We start from the raw sequence: 20280 nt of genomic DNA, 5'->3' as shown, positions 1-20280 counted from the left end.
GGAGAAATCTATGCAATCCATGCTTAAAACACTCACCGGTGCTGCCTTGCTGGCGGCAATATTCTCATCGCCCACTTCGGCGCAGACATGGCCTGAGGCTGGAAAACCTATTCACATCGTTGTCCCCGCACCAGGAGGCGGTGGCACAGGCGACACCATCGCCAGGATGTTGGCGGAACAATTAGCCACCAGACTCAAAACAAGTTTTATCATTGAAAATAAACCTGGCGCTAACGGAAATATTGGCGCGACATTTGCTGCGAAAAGCGCTCCGGATGGCTATCGCTTTTTATTTTCATGGGCAGGTACCTTGGCTGTCAGCCCCAAGCTCTACAGCACGCCAGGCTTTGACTCGCAAAAAGATTTCACGCCTATCGCATTGATTTGTGATGTCCCGAATATTCTGGTCGTCAACAATGGGCAGCCAGTCAAAACACTTAAAGAATTCGTTGAGTACGCCAAAAACAATCCTGGAAAGCTGAACTTTGGCTCAACAGGAATCGGAAGCTCTATGCATTTAGCGGGAGAGTTGTTTATGACGCAGACCGGTGCAAAAATGGTTCACGTACCCTACAACGCGCCGGGTACCGCCACCACCAACATGATCGCAAATGATATCCAACTTATGTTCCAGCTCGTGCCCGGTATCGCGAGTCAGGTTAAGGCGGAAAAAGTCAGAGCTCTCGCAATTTTGTCTGATACGCGCTCACCAGCCTTACCGGATGTTCCTACCACGACCGAGCTAGGCTTTCCAAAACTGCAATCTTCAACATGGTTCGCGATGCTAGCCCCAAAAGGCACACCCAAACCCATTGTCGACAAGATGAATGCTGAAATCAATGCCGTTTTAAAAGATCCTGATTTCCAAAAGAAGCTCGCCGCCATTGGTGCGACTACGCTAGGCGGATCTGCAGAAAAATTATCCTCGCATTTAAATGCAGAGCTTGAAAAATGGGGCGCAGTCATTCAAGCCGCAGGTATTAAGGCGCAGTAATTTTTTACTTTAGCAGCGAGCGATCATCTAAAATATGACATCTGTCAATGTCATCTTTTGGAGTCGCTTGTGACCCTCTGTGCTTCAAGTCTTAGTTTGCGCGCATTCGTTTTTTCGCTCATGACTTCAGCGTCATTTTTTTTATCATTACCTTCTCACGCCTACTTCCCCTTTGTGACCGATGACACAGGGACACAAGGCGAAGGTGGTAATCAGCTCGAACTGAACTACGTCTTTACCAAAGAGCGAGGCGTGGGTGTTGCAGCGGACGGAACGTACTTTCCTGGTGACTACGGCACGAGCAACGCTTTTCCCATCACCTACACACGTGGGTTAACAGACGACCTTGACGTGTTCGTTGGGATCGTTCGACAAACCTCACCGACTAATGGCTGGATGAACTCAGCCATTGGTCTTAAATGGCGCTTTGCAGGAAATGCCGAAGAAGGCTGGAGCTTCGCTATAAAACCGGCACTTTTAACGCCTGTCTCGCGCAGCATGGAAGCCTCTGGACTCGGTAACGGCAAAACAAATGGCACCGTGTCGCTGATCAGCTCCTACCTGCAGCCAACCTATGAAATTCACCTCAATGCACGCTACACCAGCAACTTTTCCTACAGCGGCGCTGAGGAACAACAGGCCCAGAATCTGTGGGGAGTCTCTGTCGCACCCGTCTGGGTATTGAACCAACAATGGAAGCTTGGCTTAGATGCAGGACTCGATACAAATCCAAATGCCACAAGTGCTCAAGTTGCTTATGCCCAAATTGGCGCAGTATATGCACCCATTAAAAATGTACAACTCGGTTTGGGTGTCATCGGAAGTCGGGCTCTAGGCAGCCCAAGTCGAGAATACAACTGGTCTATCATTTCAGGTGTGACCTGGCAGTTTTAACGACAGAGGCGACTCAACTCTTTTCATATGCGTTGATCTCAGCGGTAGCATCACATGATCGCCTTGTTCATCTCTGAGACAAGATAAACGCACCTTAAATAAATTTTCTAAGGCATTTTTTGCCTCTATGCCACTTGTTACCGTCTCTAATTTTCCTGCTGGATGCACCAGCACGAGTCGATTGAAATATCTCAATGCATGATTGAGGTCGTGCATGACGGCAATCACCGCATGCTTGCGGATGTGTGCAAAACGCATCAAGGTTTCCAATAAAAAATCTTGACACCCTGGATCAATGGCGGCCATCGGCTCGTCCATCAATATCAAACCCTGCTCAACATCCCAGAGCTGCGCCACAATGCGCGCAAGATGGACGCGCGCCAACTCACCACCTGACAAAGTATCAATCGTCTGATCCAAATGATGCGTGACCTCGAGCAAGTCAGCCGCTTGAGCAATAATCTGATGATGTTGAGGGTCGTTTTTGCGCGCGACGCGACCTAAACCGATCACAATCCGAGCGGGGAGCGCAAACGCAATATCTTGAGACTGTGACAAAACAGCACGATTTTGGCTCAGCGCCTGTGCGGTCCAAGAGCTAAGGGGTCGATGATTGAAAAAAATACGTCCGCTCTTTGGTGGATAGGTACCCGATATGAGCTTTAGGAGTGTTGACTTGCCAGCACCATTCGGACCTACGATGGCGACACACTCTTTGTGATGAATGCAAAGTGAATAGGGACCAAAAGAGCGCCTCCCCAGTTTCTTAACCACCTCATCGACTAGAAGCATCGTCATGACCCAATTCGATGCCGACGGGCACGTAACAACACGATCATAAAAGGACTCCCCAATAAAGCAGTAAAAATACCTACGGGCACTTCGGCGGGAATGGCAATCGTCCGTGCGATGGTGTCAGCCGTCAGCATCAACAATGCGCCCATGACCATTGAAAGAGGCAACAAAACTCGCTGGTCCGCGCCAATAAGGGCTCGCGCGAGATGGGGTGCGAGGAGACCAACAAAGCCGATCACCCCACAAAAGGCGACCGACAGTCCAGCCAATAACGCAACCATCACAGAAATAGACCAACGCAACCTACTCACAACAATGCCGAGATGCGCCGCCGTGACTTCACCCAGGCTCAGGGCATTTAGATGCTGTGCCATGCGACTTGAACAGGCATAAACAAGCACAATCAAGAGGCTCATTATCACAACCATCGTCCAATTGGCACCGGCCAATGAACCTAGTGTCCAAAAGGATAGGCTCCGTAATTGCTCGTCAGTCGCGAGATACGTACACAAACCGATGATCGAAACACCTAGTGCATTTAAAGCAATGCCTAACAAAAGCAGTCCAGAAATTGAACCTGGCGCAAGCCATTTCGAACTTATATTGAGCGTCATACACGTTAAAAAAGCACCCAAAAACGACATGATGGGTAATAGCCAGATTTTGGCAATCCCAAACATGGCAATACGATCCCCTGAGCACAGCACGATCGTGAGAGCTGCGGCTGAGGCTGCCCCCGTTGTCACCCCTAGCAAACTCGAATCTGCCAAGGGATTACGAAACAAGCCCTGCACCAAGGTGCCCGCCAGACCCAAGGCGGCCCCCATGAATACGGCAAGCATCACGCGCGGAATACGTAAATACCAAAGAACATACATATCGCCGTGTTGAGATGCGGTGAATATTGTGTGATCACCTCTGAGCATTGAGAACCAAACTTCAGCATTGATCGGAAAAGCACCCGTTTGTAGTGCAACCAGAATGCTTAGAAAAAGTGCGATGAAAGAAAGCAGAAAAACCAAGGTCCTTGGATTTTTAAGAGCACTCATGCAATAACCGAAGTCCTGAACTGTTCACTCAATGTTTGAACGGCCATAGGTAACCTTGGACCAAAACCGAGCAACAAGCTTGCGTCCATCACCGCGATACGTTGATGACGACCCGCTGGCGTTTGACTGAATCCAGGAAGCTTGAGGACGGACGAGCGCTCTCCCAAGCTACGAAATCCATGTTCTGTCAGTAAAATGACGTCTGGCCGTGCAGCGATCAAAGACTCGGGTGTGAGAGGCTTAAAACCTGTAAAACCTGAAGTTGCATTGATCGCACCTGCGTACTCGATCATCGCATGGGCACCCGTTTGCATGCCTGCAGCCATGAGACGACTTGTGCTGTGCGCAAAAAGAAAGAGCACGCGAGGGCGCACTGTACTTTGGTGAGAGACCGATGCGCAAACCTCGCTCCACTCCAGACTCAGACGCTCAATCAACGCAACAGACTCCGCCTCACAAGATAAGAGTCTGCCGATACGAGCGATACGTTGAACCAGTCCCTCGAAGCGGTATCCAGAATCCATGACCTCAACAGGTACGCCGACAGCAGAAATTTGACGAAGCACCTCTGCCGGACCTGCCTCCTCAGTGACCAAAACAGAGGTGGGGGATAACGCCAAAACACCCTCTGCGGATAGTCGGCGTGCATAGCCGACCTGCGGGAGAAGCTGCGCTTGCTGTGGGACGCTTGAGGTCGAGTCCACACCTACGAGGCAGAACTGCGCCTCTAGGGCATAGACAATCTCAGTCAAGGCACCGCCCACCGAGACAATCCTTGGGGGTCGAACACTCATACTTTTCGCATGAATTTTTTGACTCATCGCCAAGACGCCGATGGTACCGAGACGGCTAAGTGCGCGACGACGCATTAAAAAAGCCAGCGTTTCAGGAAGCCGGGCAGGTGTTATGCGGCGCATACACGTCCCCCTATCGACAACTCATCTAGTAACGCACGCCATTGGATGTTTTCAGGAAAACCAGGTTTGCGCTGACCAAATATCATGGTGATGACCTCACCACCATGATCAAACAACTCTAGCGATGTCACCACACCATCTACGGTTGGCTTTCGAGCAATCCACGCACTAGAAATGCAATCCTGCCTGAGGTGTAAATTGAAATCTGAATCAAGCACATTGAGCCAACCTTGCGTCACAGAGATATTGCTAACAATCCCAGTATGAATTTGAATCACCCCAGAATTGGAGACAAACACCATGACTGGGATTTTTTTATCCGAGGCAAGACCCAATACCCGCCGAAAATCACCTGTCTTGACCTGTTGCGTATAAGCAGCCCCAATCAGACGAAATGCCTGAAGTCTTGAGACATTGTGTTTTTTGAGTATCAAAAAGAAATCATGAGTATCGCGCATGGCGGTCCAATCCTTTTGTAATCCAGGTATATCGATTTCGGCATCGTTTCGTTCTGGTTTAGCCCCGACACGTGGGGACATTGAGATCATGGGAGTCTGCAGCGCTGCAGCGAATCGATGTTTGATCTCTTCAAAGGCAATGCTCTGGCTTTCGGGACGTAAAAATATTTTGTGAATCGCAACTCCACCTCGATCAAAGAACTGAAGGCTATGTTGCACACCCCGAGCCGTTTGCTCAATCACGGCAAAACCCACATACCAATTTTTATAAAATAGTCTCAGGTCAATCGCTTCGCCCGCCACAAGTCCGATGTCACCAGCCTGACTAACAGGACTGTAAATACCAATCTTTTCATGAACACATGAGGTATTTCTGGTTAAGGCCATCACAGATCCTAGAGACGCAATGCTTGATATTTGTTCTGGCCACTGCGTATTTAAACGGGTCACTTCAAGTGTGAGGGCTTCTTCGGGGTCAATGGGACCGCAATGCGCTGCAAGTAGTTCAGCTTCTGATATCGACAAGATCTTGGCAATATCGCGATGTCTGCGGGGGCCCTCACGACGCATCGTGGCGAACGCTGCGCGGACTGTCTGGTTGGCTTCGGACATAAAAATTCTCCTTGTGTGGACGTCGTACTCAACAATCTCTTGAATCAAAAGTCGTATCGGATGGAAACTTGAATATTGCGACCTGGTGCTGTGTAGGCATCTTTGATGTTGCTGTTGGCCGCTAAACCACTCACGTCGGACCAGCGCCAATATTTGGTGTCAAACGCGTTGTTGACATTGGCATTGAGTGTGAAATGCGCTGCAGGTTTCCAATACAAACCTAGATCCAAGGTGCCGTATGCTGGCGTGGCGTATTGCTCTGGTGAAGACAGTGCGATACGGGAGGAGCTTTTCGCTGCATTCCATACCCAGTCCGCACGTGCGCCCCACGTTGCCTCGTCATAACGCAGCCCGAGCAAGACTTTGAGAGGCTGGATCGAATCAAGAGGCTGCTTGCGACCCTTGATCGTGGAGTCCCCTTTTAAATAAGCAAAACCCGTCTCGAATCCCCAGTTTTTATCAAAACGCCAATCCGCTCTGGCAACGACACCTTGGATATGTGCGCGTGTCAGGTTGACGTATTGATAGACGGTTGGATTTGAAGGCCGCCCTGCTCCACCTACGATTTGCTGACTAATGAAATTTTTGTAGTGGTTATCAAAAGCTGAAAGTGAATAGCTGATTGACTCGTCAAAGCCTCTCAATCCAATTTCAATACTGTCGGCGTACTCAGGCTGTAGATTAGGATTGCCGATACTGGTATAGCCTGAGGCTAAATTTCTAAATCCGTTGTTGACCTGATCTGGCGTGGGCGCACGAAACCCCTGCGCATATTGTGCATAGGGTGCAAACATAGGGTGCAAGGACCATACGGCACCGAGACGTGGAGTGACGGCCTGGCCGGTTGAAGTGGTTGGTGGGGTTGGTTGATTGGGGTGGTTGGGGTGGTTTTGGATGGGGTGCTGCGGTCCACCGCGCTGCGCGCCCTGCGTCAACCGGTTTGAAGAGGGCGCAATGCGGTAATAGTCAAAACGTACCCCCGGCGTAATAGTGACATCCCCGAGCTCAATTTCACTTTGCAAAAAAGCACCACTGAGCGTGTAGAGTGTGTCCGGAAAAGGTTTGTCGGGAAAAACGCCTCCATAAGCAGGGACGGTACCGTCGCGGATGCCCCTGATATCTGCTTGACTCCAGTCCACACCATACGTGAGCCGCTGGTCTAGGACGGTCGTCAAGTTGCTTTCAAATTGCGTTGCAGCACCGATAACAGACGTCTGATAGGTATTGTCACGCGTTCTTGGGCGGGCGCGATAGCGATCTTCGGTTGCAAACTGATTGATCTGCGCATCCTGCCAATAGACGCGCGTTTCTGCCTTTTGTATCCAAGCTGCACTCAGATTGCTATAACGATGCTCGACCGAGACACGATCGCGATTGATGCGATCCAAGGCCGAGAAACCCAAGGTCCCCAGTGGTCGGATGGGCGTCACTGCACGGGCCGAATAGACTTCGGTCGCTTGTGTGCGACGCTGTGATTCGAGAGTGAGCCCAAGCTGTTGCTGCGGATCAATCGTCAATATCGCCTTGGCCAGCAAATACCGATTGTTGTAATCAACAGGATTAGGGGCGGTACGGTCGATATTGAGTGCCTGATTCGTGCCTTGGTTGCTGGTGGCATGTCCTAAACGGAAGCTGCCGAGAATCATCCCCTGCCAGGAACCGCGCTCTCCTGCCAGCCCTAAGGTGTTGGACCAAGAGCGGTCGATACCGGCATATCCAGTTCGCGCAAAGCCGCCCTGTTTGGTATTTTTTTGGTACAGGTCGGAAGGATCAAGTGTGCGAAAACTCACCGCCCCCGCGAGCCCATCACTCCCATACTGTGTCGAGGCAGGTCCTCTGAGGACCTCAACGGATTTGAGCCCATCCACATCCAGATAATCTGCACGCCCTGTCGTGAACGATCCGAACGAAAAACCATTGGGTACGCGAATCCCATCCACCAACATCAACACCTGATTGCCACCTAACCCTCGAATATTGACACCCGCGTTACCCGACCTCCCTGTTGAGGTACCCGCATTGCTAAAACGGGTTGGCCCCGAAGGGACCGTGACGTCGAGCTCATGGCGGAAAATTTCTTTTAAATCGCGCGCGCCTTCTCGCTCAATCGTCTCAGCAGTGATCACGGTGACCGAAGCAGGCACCTCATCAACGCGACGTTCACCCCGCGAAGCACTCACCGTCACTTCTTTGAGTTGAGTGAGGGAGTGTCCTGGGCTCTGAGCGATCGCTGCCGCGGAATAAAGGCCCGCTGACAGACTGCATGTCAGTCCGACAAAAAGGTCTGAGGTGAAACGACGTGTGAAATGAACGGGGCGAAAACTAAGGGCTCGAGCATCATGACAGCGCAGCATACGTGTGTCCTAAATGAATTTAGGCACTGGCTGGCGATGGCTGGCTTGTGCAACAAAAAGAGTTTATTTGGTCAGAATCAACTTACCTAGAGCGGTCTGACGTAACCGATACTGAGCACCATGGTGCGTAATTTCCAGCTCAGAAGCGCCCGCAAACAACTGCTGACTCGTCATACGCAACACGTCCTTGGCCGAGGAATAAGCGTTGGACACTGAATGTGCTGGGAGACGGAACTGCTGCAACGCAGACGTGTGAGACAGAGGAGAAGATCGTTTATCCATGCAAGCATTCTAAACGATAATGATTCTCATCTGAAGGATTTAATTGCAACAAAATGCTAATGCCGCACTCACCCGCTTAGGGTTTGATTGGAGCCGAAATACCCGCTACGATTGTCGACACATTGAGTTCGAACATTTTCAAATAGGTATCAGCCTGCGTGCCAGGTACAGACAAGGCATCGGCATAAAGCGTACCGCCAATTTTGGCGCCTGTATCCTTAGCTACACGCTCTAAGACACGCGGATCAGAGATATTTTCCGCAAAAATCGCAGTGACTTTGTTCTTTTTAATTTCATTGACGATGCGCACAACATCTGCGGCAGAGGGCTCACTCGCCGTTGATAAACCTTGAAGTGGATAAAAAGTCACCTTGTAAGCGCGCGCGAAATATCCAAACGCATCATGAGAAGTAATCACGCGGCGACGCTCCATTGGCACAGCGGCAATGCGCGCCTGAGTGCTTTTCTCCAACGCATCAATCTGCTTGAGATAGTCTGTCGCGCGAGACTGAAAGTCTGCGGAGTGCGCGGGCATGGCGGCACTCAAAGCGACTCGGATATTTTCAACGTATTGCCGCGCGTTGAGCAAGCTTTGCCATGCGTGCGGATCGGGGGCGGCATGCGAATGGCTATGGCCGTGACCATGATCACTTTCAGCCATCGGGATGGTCTTGACGCCTTTGCTAGCGGTCAATACAGGCCCTTTATAGCCGGAGGACTGAATGAGGCGACTCATCCATCCTTCAAAACCAAGTCCATTGACGACGACGAGTTTAGCGGACGCCAACCGTTTCGCATCAGCGGGGGTAGGATCAAAAACATGAGCATCCGAATTGGGTCCAACCAGACTGGTGACCGCCACGTGAGGTCCGCCGACTTGCTTGATCATATCCGCGAGAATAGAAAAGCTCGCGACGACAGGGAGTGGTTCGTTGGCCATGACGGGCGCAATGACGCCGATCAGAACCAACGTCGTTAAAAATCGTACTTTGGCGAGAAGCGTCTTGAGCATCATGATTCCTTGTGCTGAGGCGTGGGAAATAGGATTAATCGGAAGCTATCGCGCGTACCGAAGCAAAGCGAAACCAAATAAAAGACCCCTGCGACTAAAACAATCGACGGCCCTGAAGGAAAGTTGGCGTGGTAGGACACCAACAACCCAAAGGCGCCGCTGAGCCCACCGAAGCCAGCTGCAAGCAATGAACGGGCGACGACGCCAAAGCACCAAAATCTTGCGGCAGTCGCCGGCAGCATCAGCAAGCCGACCGCCATCAATGTGCCGAGCGCCTGAAAAGCAGACACTAAATTGAGTACCACCATCAGCATAAAAAGCTGATGGACCACGGCCCCACGCCCACCGACAGAGCGCAGAAAGCCAGGATCAAAGCACTCCAGCATCAAGGGACGCCAAATCACAGTCATGAGCAATAGTGAGGCAGTCGAAGCGCCCACAATCATCAACAAAGATTCCGCATCGACGGCCAGCACGCTTCCAAACAAGAAGTGCAACAGGTCAACTTTGCTGCCTGAAGTAGAGATCAGCAGCACCCCTAAGGCGAGCGCAATTAAATAAAACGAGGCGAAACTGGCGTCTTCTTTTTGACTGGTCCAGCGCGTCACAAAATTGGCCATCAAGGCCATCAAGGCCGCAGCGATAAAACTACCTATCGTCATGGCCGGCAAAGACAAGCCAAAAAAGATGAAGCCAACGGCTGCACCCGGCAATACCGCATGTGCAATCGCATCACCGGCCAGACTCATGCGCCGTAACACAAGGATCGTACCGATCGGACCACAGGCCAGTCCAATCGCCACGCAGGCGATTAGGGCACGCTTCATAAAGCCATAATCCGCAAAAGGCGCGATGACCCAGCTATAGAGCAATGTTCCCCATTCGAGCATGATCAACCTCTGCTCCCGCTCTCGGGGGGACGAATGCACCAAGGTGCCCGATCGTCCCAGTATTCGGCAGTCTGACGTGCGCGTGTTAGATTTTCTGGTGTCAGGACTTCGGCGCTCCCTCCCCAGGCGATGACCTCTCGGGCGAGTAACAAGGTCTGTGGGAAATATTGACGCACCATGTCGATATCGTGGAGCACAGCGATGACCGTACGTGCTTGACGATGCCAGTTGAGTACGACGCCCAATAAATCCTCAGCCGTACGCGTATCCAGCGCATTAAAAGGCTCGTCGAGCAAAATGATCTGAGCATCCTGCATCAGGAGTCTGGCAAACAAGACACGTTGCAGTTGACCGACAGAAAGTTCGCCGATGTAACGTCGCTCAAAACCGATTAAACCCACTGCTGCGAGTACTTCCGAAGCTCGCGCGCGGATCTCAACTGAGACGGGACGAAAACTCCCTAACTCGCGCCAAGCACCAAGGGCGACAACATCCAACACGCGCACTGGAAACTCACGATCAATGGCGGATTGCTGCGGTAGATACGCGAGCTTGGAGGCACGGCCTTGCGTGGTTTGAATCGCAGGCGCAAAATCGATTGTTCCTTCTGTCCCTCTCTTTTGACCCGACAAGGCAGCGAGCAAGGTGCTTTTACCAGCCCCATTCGGGCCGACAATCGCAGTCAAGGATCCTGCTTCGAAGGCGCCACTGAGGTGATGCACGGCCGGATGCCCTTGATAGGCAAGCGTCAGATTACGAATTTCGATCGCCTTGGTACTAGAATGTAATGCGTGCGTATCATTCATGTATGCAACGCCCAGAAAACAACCAACCATAAGCCCACGAGCATGACGCCTGTCCAGAACAGTCGCTGAAACACGCCAATCAAAACCGGGCTTTTGAGGTCTGTCACTGGCCCAGAGGCGTGTTCAGTCCCTACGACAGGCGAATGGTCATGCGAGTGATCATGCGCGTGATTATGCGCGTGATTATGCGCATGCGCGTGGGTGTGCTGAGGCGACTGACGCGGTGATGATGAGTCGGAGGACATGCAAAGCTCGTAAACAAGTGTAAATTGAGGGTTGGATTCAATAACTCGCAATGATAATGATAATACACTATCATTAGACTCAATGGAACGCTCTACTCGTCAACGCTCAGCGATTAAACAAGCCCTGCAAAATGCCGGTCGGCCCTTGCTTGCGCAGGAGGTGCTCGATCTGGCTGGTCAAAGTGTGCCGGGGCTTGGTATTGCGACGGTTTATAGAAACCTCAAAGCCATGGTCGAGGATGGCACACTACGACAAGTCGTCTTACCAGGTGAAAATCCTAGGTTTGAACTCGGCAATCACGGGCATCATCATCACTTTCAGTGCAATCAATGCCAGAAGGTGTTTGACATACATTCCTGCCCCTCTAATCTTGCAATGCTGGCACCCAAAGGGTTCAGAGTCGAAGACCATGATCTGACGCTCTACGGGCGCTGCAAAGACTGCTGATTAATGGCCAGTCGTTCCTGTGCTGAGTGCTGCGCTGAGCAGTAACAACCCAAGCGCCAAGACCGCCACTGAGGCCAATGCCTGCAGTACCAGCATGAGTGCCTTTTGCCAAAATCGCTGAGAGGCGCTGTCAGACTGGGCGGCTACCTGACTAATCCACAGAGATGAGCAGGCTAAAGCAGCGACAGTTAATCCCGTACCTAAGCCCATCGCGAGCGCCGCCGCAATACCTGCGATGAAAAAACCCTGCGCCAAAGAAAATACCAAGACAAAAATCGCTCCCGTGCAAGGTCGAAGTCCAACGGCCAAAATCGCTGAAAGGGCCTTGGACCAATTAAGCGGGCCCGCGATCAAGGCAGGATCCGGCATATGCACATGACCACAGCTTTCATCGTGGACGTGGGTGTGTTGGTGAGGTGTATGGTGAAGATGTGTATGTGAATGGTGCGCGTGGGTGTGCTGTGCATTGACAGCATGTGCGGACCTCCATTCCCGGAGTGCGCTCAGTACAGGTTGTAGGACGTGCTTGATCACAAGCCAAGCACCCAACGCCACCATCAAGCCGTAGGATGCGATCTCTAGCCACCACGTCGCTCGATTCATCGCGACACCCGAGACCTGCAAGACACCCGCTGCAATCGCAACCAAAGCAATCGCCACAAGCGCCTGTAAAAATGCGGAAAGCATCGCAAGGACGGCACCGTTACGAATGGTTTCCTTGTTCGCCAACACATAAGCTGTCAGGACGGCCTTGCCGTGGCCTGGCCCCAAGGCATGAAAAACGCCATAGCCAAACGAGAGTCCAAGCAATAGCCAGGCAGCCCAGCCATCTTGTTTCCACGCACGTACAGCACCCGTCAGTTGGCGATAAAACTGTCCTTGCCAGGAGGCCATCTGGCCCGTGAACTCAGCAAACCAGCCCGAGGTTGGGATGCTGAGTCGTTGCTCTGGCGTCGCAAAGGGGTGTGCGGACTGCGCAATGGTCAGATCAGAAAATCCGAAGGCTAGCGCCAGAATCGCGAGAAAAAGAAAGCCGCTGCGCATCATGGTCATTTTTTCTATGCTCAAGGACACTTCACTGTAAATTGATGAGAGAGTTGCCGCACGGCCTCGCGTAAATTCTCTGGTAGCTCTTTTTGAGTAGGAGGAATGGACCACAACAGGCGCTCGGTCTTAGGATCAAGAGGCCTAGGTGGCATGTACCCAAATTTACATTGTTCGGGTGCATCAATACCTTTGAAGGCGCGCGCCCCACCCTTGTACTCAAACGCAACAAAATAACCGGGATCCTGGATGTCGACCTCGAGTCCCTTTGCATCGATCTTAACGGGCGACTCAAGCGGCAACTCAAAAGACAAGACGAGCTTGCTGGCTTTAGGATCCCAAGTCGAACGAGCGTTGAGGGGCGCACCAAAAGCAAGCGATTTTCCACCAAGCGTGATTTTTGTAAAAAAGTGCGACTCTGGATCAGCTAACGCGGTCATCCACTCCCCCGTGATTTTGCCGAGCTCAGCGCTAGGCACTTGACCCGCCTTGTCGCGGGGCATGCCTTGTAGCGCGTAGGTAGAGAAAAGCTCGTCGAAAAGCCAACTCTGACGAACGGCCGTCGCTTGTCCTTGACTATTAAAAACAAGTTCTATCGCGCCTTCGATCCAAATGTGAGGATGTGCAAGCGCAGTGGGGATCATCAGACATTGCGCGATGACGAGTAAGCACCCTGCATATATTTTTTTCAACATGATCATTTGCTTTGTGTTGCAGGCAACAAGGAGGCGGGATGATTTTCCATAGTTTTCGCTGTTTTCCTCTCTTAGTAGAAGTCCTGATGCTAACGACTGAAGTGACTCGGGTCAATTCGCTAGAATAAATGACTATTACTGAATTTGATTCATGAGTACACTCCCGCCATGCGAAACCTCAATGCACTACTCGTTTTTGTCAAAGTCGCTGAAACACGCAGCTTTACGCTTGCGGCGCAACGACTTGGCCTGACTTCGTCGGCGATCAGCAAATCCATTGCCCGTCTAGAGCAAGAACTTGGTGTCAAACTACTCACCCGTTCCACGCGACTGGTCAGCCTGACGGGAGAAGGGGCAAGTTTTTTTGAGCGTTGCAGACAGATTCTGACTGAAATCGAAGATGCAGAGACAGCCGTAACCGCTGCCACGGCAACACCCAAAGGCCGCTTGCGGCTGCAGATGCCTGTTGGATTTGGTCGCCGCGTAATTGTCCCAAAAATGTGGGCGTTCACACAGCGCTTCCCTGAACTCAGTGTTGACATTGAATTGAGTGATCGGCTCGTAGATTTGACCTACGAAGCAGTCGATGCCGTTGTCCATATCGGTCCTGTGACAGACGACCGGGTGGTCTCGCACAGGCTCTGTAATCTTAGTTTTGCTGCCTATGCTTCACCAGAATATTTAGCCAAAAACGGAACCCCTCAATCACCCGATGATCTCGAGCAGCATCAGTGCTTGGCTTATCTTTTACCGCTGACCGGCGATCATCGTGAGTGGCGATTTACTAAAAACGGTCAAGACTATTCTAGAGTGGTATCGGGTGCCCTCAATATCAACAATGCTGAATCGCTGATCGAGGCCGCGGTTGCCGGCGCAGGTATTGTGATGGTGAGCGACTTTATCGCGGGCAATGCGATGCGTTCGGGAAAAATCCAACGCATCTTGTCCGACTATGTTGTCGCAGGACCTGAAGTATCCGTCCTTCACCTGCCGCGCAGTACGTTGGCGGCAAAAGTGAGCGTGTTGGTCGACTATCTGAAAAGCATCATTGAAGATATTGACCCACAAGCCCTCAGCAAAACAGAGCATTAATAAATCAATAAAGCTAAACACGAAAAGCGATCAGATTCATCCATCAAAGAGACACTGCACCCATGACAAATCACCCGTCCACGTCACAATCGAAGTCTGTACCCTGCCTCAACATTCTGTCGACCATGGCCTTGCGCAACGCCTTGAAAGAACTCATTCCTGCTTTCACTGCGGCCTCCGGGATCCAGATCAAGATTGAGTATGGTGCAACGGCTCACCTTGGCGAGCGGATTCGCGCCGGGGCCCGCGGGGACGTTCTACTTGCAGTCGCGGGTTCAATTGACGACCTGACGCGCGAAGGCATTCTAAACACAGGCAGTCGAGTAGATCTGGCGAGCTCCGATGTGGCGATGGCCGTTGGACTGTCCGCTCCTGTTCCCGATATTTCCACAGAGGAAGCCTTTGTCGCAACGCTTAAAGCGGCACGCTCCATTACGTTTTCCAAGCAAGGTGCGAGCGGTATGTATTTTGCCAGCCTAATCAAGCGTCTTGGACTCGATGAAGAAGTGCGCGCCAAAGCAGTCGTGCTCGCAGAAGGTCTCACGGGCGAGCTCGTGGCAAAGGGCGAGGTCGAGCTTGCCGTTCAACAGATGAGCGAACTCATGCAAGTAACAGGTATCAATATTTTTGCCAAACTCCCGCCGGCCGTGCAGCAATCCACCGTATTTTCCGCTGGCATTTTCAAAGAAAGCACCCAAACGGCCGCCATACAGTCGTTGGTGACATTTCTGCAAACCAGCGACGCCCTGCGCACCTTTAAGCAACAAGGACTGGATCCCGTATGAAAAATGATTTGCATTTCCTCACGATTGCCGAGGCAGGACGGCAGATCAAAGCTAAAAAGCTTTCCCCTGTTGAGTATGTCGATCATCTGAGCGCGCGGGTCGAGTCGCTCAATGACCAACTCAGTGCCTTTATCACACCAACGTTCGGGCTGGCGCGTCTGCAAGCCAAGGCTGCGGAAAGCGAAATCATGGCTGGACGTTATCTGGGTCCCATGCACGGTATTCCTTTTGGTGCCAAAGACATCTACGAAACGGCGGGCATTTTGACGACAGGCGGTTCGCGGATTGGTCAAAAGCATGTACCGACCAATGACTGTGCTGTCGTGGGAAAACTGTATGAAGCCGGCGCAGTTTTGCTGGGTAAACTCAATACGCATGAGTTCGCGCACGGCGGACCTTCGCTGGATCTGCCTTGGCCTCCTGTGCGCAACCCTTGGGACCTGGCGCGCTTTAGTGGCGGCTCTTCCAGTGGTTCAGGTGCGGCTGTTGCTGCGGGTTTGGTGGGTGCAGCACTGGGCACCGATACGGGAGGGTCGATCAGAGGTCCGGCCTCTCTGTGCGGCATCGCAGGGTTTATGCCGAGCTCCGGCTTGGTGAGTCGCGTCGGCGTGATGCCAAACTCTTTTACGCTCGATCACTGTGGCCCGATGGCTTGGACTGTCGAGGACTGCGCCCTGATGCTGCAAGCGATCGCCGGGCATGATTCCGCCGATGGCAATAGTTTTGAGCAGTCAATCCCACACTATGCAGAGAGTTTGGGTTCAGATCTCAAAGGCTTACGCGTAGGGGTGTTGCGCTACGTCTGGGAAGAGGACCTTGTCGCCAACGAGGAGCACCGTCAGGCGCTCGAGCATGCGGTTGAGACTTTCAAGAAACTCGGCGCCTCTGTGCAAGATTGTCGCTTGCGTCCGATGCAAGAATATATGGACGTCAAAGTCGTCTTGGCTGAGACAGAAATATTTGGCGTGCAACAGCAGGGACTTACCGAACGTCCGCATGATTATGGACGTGACTTTCTGACGCGTATTTTGCCGGCGGTGATGTTTCAATCTCTCGACTTCCTCGCGGCCACGCGTGAGCACAGGCGCATGCTTGAGGAAATGAAACCAATTTATGAAAAGTTTGATCTGCTCTTGATGCCAGGCTTTGGCCCTGCCCAGCCGATTACTTCGCATCGACCGATTACGTTTTGGCGCAAACCTAATGCGCAAGTACTTGCCAATATTACGGGTGGCCCAGCTGTTTCTGTCAATTGTGGCTTTAACTCGGCGGGTTTACCGATGGGATTGCAGATTGTGGGCGCGCCTCAAGCCGATGTGCTTGTGTTGAAAGCGGGGCATGCGTTTGAGCAAGCGATTGGTTTACGCGACAAACGCCCCACACTCACATCGGGTCAAACCGCACCCACGCTCGTGGCGCCAGATCTAACTCCCGACACCTCGCATTGCGATGCTCAAACGCGTGCGTTTGCCGCGCGCATGGCAACCAATGCAGGACTCAAGCTAGATGACACTCTGATGGACGTGCTCTGCGAAGCCGCGCCTTATGCGCTGGAGATGACAAGTCGTTTGCGCAAGAATCGAAACTGGTTTGATGAGCCCGCCAACGTTTTTCGTGCTGGTCACAAACCCTGATCTCCAAAGAATATTTCACTTAAAAAAAATAAAGGACATTTCCATGAAGACTTATCGTATCGCCGCGATCCCAGGTGACGGCATTGGCAAAGAAGTGATCCCCGAAGGTCAAAAAGTGCTTCAAGCCATCGCTGCCAAAGATCAATCGCTCAAATTTGAGTTTGAAATTTTTGACTGGGGGGGTGACTACTATCGTCAACATGGCGTGATGATGCCTGAGGATGGCCTGGATGCGCTGCGCGATAAAGACGCGATTCTATTTGGCTCGGCGGGTGATCCACATATTCCGGATCACATTACGCTCTGGGGATTGCGTCTGAAAATCTGCCAGGGTTTTGATCAATATGCCAACGTGCGTCCGACACGCATCCTGCCTGGTATCGACGCACCACTTAAGCGTTGCACGCCTGCACAACTCGACTGGGTGATTGTGCGCGAAAACTCAGAAGGCGAATACTCCGGGGTAGGCGGTCGCGCCCACCAAGGCCATCCCATTGAAGTCGCCACCGATGTGAGTATGATGACCCGTGCGGGCGTCGAGCGCATCATGCGCTACGCGTTCAAGCTCGCGCAGTCGCGTCCTCGCAAGCTGTTGACGGTTGTGACGAAATCAAACGCGCAACGCCACGCAATGGTGATGTGGGATGAGATTGCCGTTCAGATCAGCAAAGAATTTCCTGATGTGAAATGGGACAAAGAGTTGGTCGACGCCGCCACCGCGCGGATGGTCAACCGCCCCGCTACGCTCGACACCCTTGTCGCGACAAACTTACATGCCGATATTTTGAGCGATCTGGCAGCAGCATTGGCTGGCAGTCTTGGCATCGCACCCACCGGCAACATTGATCCCGAGCGACGTTACCCCTCGATGTTTGAGCCCATTCACGGTTCTGCTTTTGACATTATGGGCAAAGGTTTAGCCAATCCGATCGGCACCTTTTGGTCCGTGGTCATGATGCTAGAGCACTTGGGCGAACAAGCTGCCGCGGATCGCTTGATGAAAGCGATTGAAGCCGTCACCGCCAATCCACGTCTTCACACGCGCGATCTGGGTGGCCTAGCTACAACCGCGCAAGTGACTGCTGCGATTTGCGACCAGCTGAACGGCTAATGATTGTCAAAACTTGGACCTTTTAAAAGGCGTTTCTGTCGCGGTCGGCAATGGATCTGGGACAAACCGCCTTCGATCGAACTGATTTTGCGCTAGATTCACTCAATTAGAGGGCTGGGCGGGACGAAACGTGGAGAAATTCGTGACATAATTTTGAAGGGACAATCCATTCAAAAAGTCAATCAACAATGTCTGAGCCTACGCAGCAAGAAAGTCTTGGGACCGGTCCTTTTGCCGGTCTCGTGGTCATTGAACTAGGCAATAGCGTTGCCGCGCCGTTTGCGGGTCAGATTCTCGGCGAACTCGGTGCCCGTGTGATCAAAATTGAAAAAGCCGATGGTGACGATGCCCGTCGCTGGGGACCTCCTTTCTGGGAAGGGGCTTCTCCTTTTTTTCAGGCCTTGAATCGCAACAAAAAATCTGTGGTGTGCGATTTGCGCGATTCTCAGCAAATCGCAGAGCTGAAGCAATACATCTGCGAACATGCGGACATTGTCATTCAAAATCTGCGCCCTGGTCATGTTGAGAAACTTGGCCTGGATGCCGCGAGCCTCTTGGCCGCACAGCCTCGTCTCATTTATTGCAACCTCGGTGCATTTGGCAAGGTAGGACCGCTCAAGGATCGCCCAGGTTACGACCCGCTGATGCAGGCGTTCGGCGGGATTATGAGTACGACAGGTGAGCCTGGTCGCCCTTCGGTTCGCGTTGGCGCCTCGATCGTTGACATGGGTACGGGCATGTGGGGCATCATCGGCATCCTGACCGCCCTGCTTGAGCGTCAACAATCAGGTGTCGGTAAAGTCATCGACGTCTCGCTTTATGAAACAGCCACAACTTGGGTATCGCTACTCGCCGCACAATATCTCTCGAACGGTGAACTCGCCGTCAAACAAGGCTCGGGAGCCTCAGGCATTGTTCCCTATAAAGGCTACATGACAAGCGATGGCGAGCTGGTCATCGCCGCGGGTAGCGATGCACTTTTCAAAGCGCTTTCTAATACGGTCGGCAAGCCTGAATGGGCCACCGATTCTCGTTTTACTGATAACCCGCGGCGCGTTGAAAATCAAACCGCGCTCTACGCCATGCTCGACGCCATCATTGCCACACAACCCACCGACTATTGGGTCGAGCAACTTGAGGCAGCGGGCGTGCCCTGCGCACCAGTCAATAATCTCGCGCAAATGGTCGCTCATCCACAAACCCAGGCACTCGGTCTGATGCAAGACGTTCCTGGTACAGGGATGCGCTTTATCGGTCTGCCGATTAGTTTTGACGGCGTCAGGCCCAAGCCCTACGCCGCACCGCCCAAACTCGGCGAACACTCTACATTGATCATCAAAAGGAAAGCCTCATGAGTACTTTTCCCACTTACGAAACCATTGCGACTGAAATGGTCAGCACGCATGTGCTCAAAATCACCCTCAATCGCCCACAAGTCGGCAACGCGATCAATACCCAAACTGGCCACGACTTGCTGGACCTTTGGAACCGACTCACTGCAGATGCCGGCGAAGTCCGCTGCATCGTCCTGACGGGTGCGGGCGAAAAGATTTTCTGTGCGGGTGGTGACTTGAAAGAGCGCAACGGCATGACCAAACGCCAGTGGACGCTGCAACACGAGCTATTTGAACGCATGTACTGGACGCTCGTGGACCTGCCTGTTCCTGTGATTGCGGCGGTCAACGGTCACGCCTACGCGGGCGGTCTGGAAATGGCACTGTCTTGCGACTTTATTTATGCCAGCAATGCCGCACGCTTTGCGCTGACCGAGGTCACGCTCGGCATCATGCCGGGCGCTGGCGGCACACAAAACTTGCCACGTGCGATTGGCGAGCGCCGCGCCAAAGAGATCTTGATGACCGGCAAGCCCTTTAGCGCGCAACAAGCGAGCGAGTATGGCTTGATTAACGCCATTCTGGAGCCCGCTGAGGTGCTAGCCAAAGCCATCGAAACGGCCGAAGTCATTTCTGCTAATGCCCCACTTTCTGTCCGCCAAATCAAGAAATCTGTGCGTTATGGCGGTCAAATGGAGTTGCGTACCGCTTTCCGTTTCGAAATCGAGGCCTATAACCACCTGATCGATACCGAAGACCGTATGGAAGGTGTCGCGGCATTTAACGAAAAGCGTAAAGCGAACTTCAAAGGCTGTTAAGCGGAGCATCA

21 protein-coding genes are annotated in these 20280 nt (G+C 52.4%); 9 read left to right on the top strand and 12 right to left on the bottom strand.

What is annotated here, in order from left to right; translation table 11 throughout:
- The first annotated feature begins 10 nt into the window (after positions 1-10).
- The gene (locus AC8GE9_RS09980) at positions 11-994 is read left to right on the top strand and encodes a Bug family tripartite tricarboxylate transporter substrate binding protein (RefSeq protein ID WP_506677015.1); all 984 of its coding nucleotides are present in this window, start codon (positions 11-13) and stop codon (positions 992-994) included.
- Positions 995-1114: 120 nt separating this feature from the next.
- Positions 1115-1888 (top strand): transporter, encoded by a 774-nt coding sequence (locus AC8GE9_RS09975; RefSeq protein WP_506677014.1) that lies wholly within the window; start codon positions 1115-1117, stop codon positions 1886-1888.
- On the opposite strand, the gene AC8GE9_RS09970 is transcribed toward AC8GE9_RS09975, so the two are convergent.
- The 10 genes from AC8GE9_RS09970 to AC8GE9_RS09925 form a co-directional block, all read right to left on the bottom strand.
- Complete coding sequence (locus tag AC8GE9_RS09970) at positions 1865-2686, bottom strand: ATP-binding cassette domain-containing protein (RefSeq protein ID WP_506677013.1); 822 nt, start codon at positions 2684-2686, stop codon at positions 1865-1867. The genes AC8GE9_RS09975 and AC8GE9_RS09970 overlap by 24 nt on opposite strands.
- Positions 2683-3732: a FecCD family ABC transporter permease gene (locus AC8GE9_RS09965; RefSeq protein ID WP_506677012.1), complete on the bottom strand. Its 1050-nt coding sequence runs from the start codon at positions 3730-3732 to the stop codon at positions 2683-2685. Before AC8GE9_RS09965 ends, AC8GE9_RS09970 begins: the two co-directional genes overlap by 4 nt.
- Positions 3729-4649 (bottom strand): heme/hemin ABC transporter substrate-binding protein, encoded by a 921-nt coding sequence (locus tag AC8GE9_RS09960; protein WP_506677011.1) that lies wholly within the window; start codon positions 4647-4649, stop codon positions 3729-3731. The genes AC8GE9_RS09965 and AC8GE9_RS09960 overlap by 4 nt, the downstream gene beginning before the upstream one ends.
- Positions 4637-5719: a hemin-degrading factor gene (locus AC8GE9_RS09955; protein WP_506677010.1), complete on the bottom strand. Its 1083-nt coding sequence runs from the start codon at positions 5717-5719 to the stop codon at positions 4637-4639. Before AC8GE9_RS09955 ends, AC8GE9_RS09960 begins: the two co-directional genes overlap by 13 nt.
- A 44-nt stretch (positions 5720-5763) precedes the next feature.
- On the bottom strand, positions 5764-8073 hold the full coding sequence (locus AC8GE9_RS09950; RefSeq protein WP_506677009.1) for a TonB-dependent hemoglobin/transferrin/lactoferrin family receptor: 2310 nt from the start codon (positions 8071-8073) through the stop codon (positions 5764-5766).
- 63 nt (positions 8074-8136) lie between these two features.
- Positions 8137-8355 (bottom strand): hemin uptake protein HemP, encoded by a 219-nt coding sequence (hemP, locus tag AC8GE9_RS09945; RefSeq protein WP_506677008.1) that lies wholly within the window; start codon positions 8353-8355, stop codon positions 8137-8139.
- Between the two features lie 76 nt (positions 8356-8431).
- Positions 8432-9367: a metal ABC transporter substrate-binding protein gene (locus AC8GE9_RS09940; RefSeq protein WP_506677007.1), complete on the bottom strand. Its 936-nt coding sequence runs from the start codon at positions 9365-9367 to the stop codon at positions 8432-8434.
- Entirely contained in the window at positions 9367-10296 is a 930-nt protein-coding gene (locus AC8GE9_RS09935) for a metal ABC transporter permease (RefSeq protein ID WP_506677006.1), read from the bottom strand. Before AC8GE9_RS09935 ends, AC8GE9_RS09940 begins: the two co-directional genes overlap by 1 nt.
- Complete coding sequence (locus tag AC8GE9_RS09930) at positions 10260-11063, bottom strand: metal ABC transporter ATP-binding protein (protein WP_506677005.1); 804 nt, start codon at positions 11061-11063, stop codon at positions 10260-10262. The genes AC8GE9_RS09935 and AC8GE9_RS09930 overlap by 37 nt, the downstream gene beginning before the upstream one ends.
- The gene (locus AC8GE9_RS09925; RefSeq protein ID WP_506677004.1) at positions 11060-11308 is read right to left on the bottom strand and encodes a hypothetical protein; all 249 of its coding nucleotides are present in this window, start codon (positions 11306-11308) and stop codon (positions 11060-11062) included. Before AC8GE9_RS09925 ends, AC8GE9_RS09930 begins: the two co-directional genes overlap by 4 nt.
- An 82-nt stretch (positions 11309-11390) precedes the next feature.
- Here AC8GE9_RS09925 and AC8GE9_RS09920 point away from each other — a divergent pair, with 82 nt between their 5' ends.
- Positions 11391-11756 carry a Fur family transcriptional regulator gene (locus AC8GE9_RS09920; protein WP_506677003.1) on the top strand — a complete coding sequence of 122 codons (366 nt, stop codon included), beginning with the start codon at positions 11391-11393 and terminating at the stop codon, positions 11754-11756.
- Here AC8GE9_RS09920 and AC8GE9_RS09915 read toward each other — a convergent pair whose 3' ends face one another.
- Positions 11757-12809, bottom strand: a complete 1053-nt coding sequence (locus AC8GE9_RS09915) for a nickel/cobalt transporter (RefSeq protein ID WP_506677146.1) — start codon at positions 12807-12809, stop codon at positions 11757-11759.
- Between the two features lie 11 nt (positions 12810-12820).
- A complete protein-coding gene (locus AC8GE9_RS09910) occupies positions 12821-13495 on the bottom strand; it encodes a DUF1007 family protein (RefSeq protein WP_506677002.1) in 675 nt (224 codons plus the stop codon).
- A gap of 168 nt (positions 13496-13663) precedes the next feature.
- Here AC8GE9_RS09910 and AC8GE9_RS09905 point away from each other — a divergent pair, with 168 nt between their 5' ends.
- The 6 genes from AC8GE9_RS09905 (at position 13664) to AC8GE9_RS09880 (ending at position 20269) form a co-directional block, all read left to right on the top strand.
- A complete protein-coding gene (locus AC8GE9_RS09905) occupies positions 13664-14587 on the top strand; it encodes a LysR family transcriptional regulator (RefSeq protein ID WP_506677001.1) in 924 nt (307 codons plus the stop codon).
- Positions 14588-14649: 62 nt separating this feature from the next.
- Complete coding sequence (locus AC8GE9_RS09900) at positions 14650-15372, top strand: substrate-binding domain-containing protein (protein ID WP_506677000.1); 723 nt, start codon at positions 14650-14652, stop codon at positions 15370-15372.
- Positions 15369-17006 carry an amidase gene (locus AC8GE9_RS09895; RefSeq protein ID WP_506676999.1) on the top strand — a complete coding sequence of 546 codons (1638 nt, stop codon included), beginning with the start codon at positions 15369-15371 and terminating at the stop codon, positions 17004-17006. The genes AC8GE9_RS09900 and AC8GE9_RS09895 overlap by 4 nt, the downstream gene beginning before the upstream one ends.
- Before the next feature lie 43 nt (positions 17007-17049).
- On the top strand, positions 17050-18117 hold the full coding sequence (locus AC8GE9_RS09890; RefSeq protein ID WP_506676998.1) for a tartrate dehydrogenase: 1068 nt from the start codon (positions 17050-17052) through the stop codon (positions 18115-18117).
- Positions 18118-18305: 188 nt separating this feature from the next.
- Positions 18306-19472: a CaiB/BaiF CoA transferase family protein gene (locus AC8GE9_RS09885; protein ID WP_506676997.1), complete on the top strand. Its 1167-nt coding sequence runs from the start codon at positions 18306-18308 to the stop codon at positions 19470-19472.
- Positions 19469-20269, top strand: a complete 801-nt coding sequence (locus tag AC8GE9_RS09880; protein WP_506676996.1) for an enoyl-CoA hydratase/isomerase family protein — start codon at positions 19469-19471, stop codon at positions 20267-20269. Before AC8GE9_RS09885 ends, AC8GE9_RS09880 begins: the two co-directional genes overlap by 4 nt.
- Positions 20270-20280 lie beyond the last annotated feature (11 nt).

The organism is Zwartia lucis (assembly GCF_965234455.1).
Lineage (GTDB): Bacteria > Pseudomonadota > Gammaproteobacteria > Burkholderiales > Burkholderiaceae_B > Zwartia > Zwartia lucis.
Note: the sequence above shows the minus strand (reverse complement) of the source record. Positions and strands in the feature narration are given on the sequence as shown.

Bases quoted from the DNA above. Each gene is read 5' to 3' on its own strand.
- AC8GE9_RS09980 (WP_506677015.1), top strand. From the start codon at position 11: ATGCAATCCATGCTTAAAACACTCACCGGTGCTGCCTTGCTGGCGGCA.
- AC8GE9_RS09975 (WP_506677014.1), top strand. From the start codon at position 1,115: ATGACTTCAGCGTCATTTTTTTTATCATTACCTTCTCACGCCTACTTC.
- AC8GE9_RS09970 (WP_506677013.1), bottom strand. From the start codon at position 2,686: ATGACGATGCTTCTAGTCGATGAGGTGGTTAAGAAACTGGGGAGGCGC.
- AC8GE9_RS09965 (WP_506677012.1), bottom strand. From the start codon at position 3,732: ATGAGTGCTCTTAAAAATCCAAGGACCTTGGTTTTTCTGCTTTCTTTC.
- AC8GE9_RS09960 (WP_506677011.1), bottom strand. From the start codon at position 4,649: ATGCGCCGCATAACACCTGCCCGGCTTCCTGAAACGCTGGCTTTTTTA.
- AC8GE9_RS09955 (WP_506677010.1), bottom strand. From the start codon at position 5,719: ATGTCCGAAGCCAACCAGACAGTCCGCGCAGCGTTCGCCACGATGCGT.
- AC8GE9_RS09950 (WP_506677009.1), bottom strand. From the start codon at position 8,073: ATGCTGCGCTGTCATGATGCTCGAGCCCTTAGTTTTCGCCCCGTTCAT.
- hemP (WP_506677008.1), bottom strand. From the start codon at position 8,355: ATGGATAAACGATCTTCTCCTCTGTCTCACACGTCTGCGTTGCAGCAG.
- AC8GE9_RS09940 (WP_506677007.1), bottom strand. From the start codon at position 9,367: ATGCTCAAGACGCTTCTCGCCAAAGTACGATTTTTAACGACGTTGGTT.
- AC8GE9_RS09930 (WP_506677005.1), bottom strand. From the start codon at position 11,063: ATGAATGATACGCACGCATTACATTCTAGTACCAAGGCGATCGAAATT.
- AC8GE9_RS09925 (WP_506677004.1), bottom strand. From the start codon at position 11,308: ATGTCCTCCGACTCATCATCACCGCGTCAGTCGCCTCAGCACACCCAC.
- AC8GE9_RS09920 (WP_506677003.1), top strand. From the start codon at position 11,391: ATGGAACGCTCTACTCGTCAACGCTCAGCGATTAAACAAGCCCTGCAA.
- AC8GE9_RS09915 (WP_506677146.1), bottom strand. From the start codon at position 12,809: ATGACCATGATGCGCAGCGGCTTTCTTTTTCTCGCGATTCTGGCGCTA.
- AC8GE9_RS09910 (WP_506677002.1), bottom strand. From the start codon at position 13,495: ATGTTGAAAAAAATATATGCAGGGTGCTTACTCGTCATCGCGCAATGT.
- AC8GE9_RS09905 (WP_506677001.1), top strand. From the start codon at position 13,664: ATGCGAAACCTCAATGCACTACTCGTTTTTGTCAAAGTCGCTGAAACA.
- AC8GE9_RS09900 (WP_506677000.1), top strand. From the start codon at position 14,650: ATGACAAATCACCCGTCCACGTCACAATCGAAGTCTGTACCCTGCCTC.
- AC8GE9_RS09895 (WP_506676999.1), top strand. From the start codon at position 15,369: ATGAAAAATGATTTGCATTTCCTCACGATTGCCGAGGCAGGACGGCAG.
- AC8GE9_RS09890 (WP_506676998.1), top strand. From the start codon at position 17,050: ATGAAGACTTATCGTATCGCCGCGATCCCAGGTGACGGCATTGGCAAA.
- AC8GE9_RS09885 (WP_506676997.1), top strand. From the start codon at position 18,306: ATGTCTGAGCCTACGCAGCAAGAAAGTCTTGGGACCGGTCCTTTTGCC.
- AC8GE9_RS09880 (WP_506676996.1), top strand. From the start codon at position 19,469: ATGAGTACTTTTCCCACTTACGAAACCATTGCGACTGAAATGGTCAGC.